Genomic DNA, 307 nt, shown 5'->3' on the forward strand with positions numbered 1-307 from the left:
TCGATCACTACCTCTGCCCGCCCGGCTCCACCCCACTGCCACGCAGAAGCCGCGGGATGTACGCCGTCACCGCCGACTTCAAAAACGAGGAACTGCTGGTCGATGCCAGCGACACACTCGCTTCAGCCAGAACCATCGCCCATGACGCCGCCGCCCTGTTGCCGGTAGCGCAGCGCCGGACGCTGCTGGGGATTGCGCAACTGATCATGCTGAGCGAGCTGGCGGTGAACCGCGCGCTGGATAATCTGCAATTGCCCCAATAGCAGGGATCTGTGACAAGGACTGAGCAAGGCGTTGTGGCCGCTGA

The 307-nt window shown here is 63.2% G+C and carries 1 protein-coding gene; it reads left to right on the forward strand.

Annotated elements, in window-relative coordinates; translation table 11 throughout:
• A partial coding sequence (locus tag DBR24_RS18455; RefSeq protein WP_128615468.1) for a DUF6124 family protein occupies positions 1-263 on the forward strand: 263 nt, incomplete at its 5' end.
• Positions 264-307: the final 44 nt, after the last annotated feature.

It is taken from the genome of Pseudomonas sp. HMWF006, from assembly GCF_003061205.1.
GTDB lineage: Bacteria > Pseudomonadota > Gammaproteobacteria > Pseudomonadales > Pseudomonadaceae > Aquipseudomonas > Aquipseudomonas monsensis.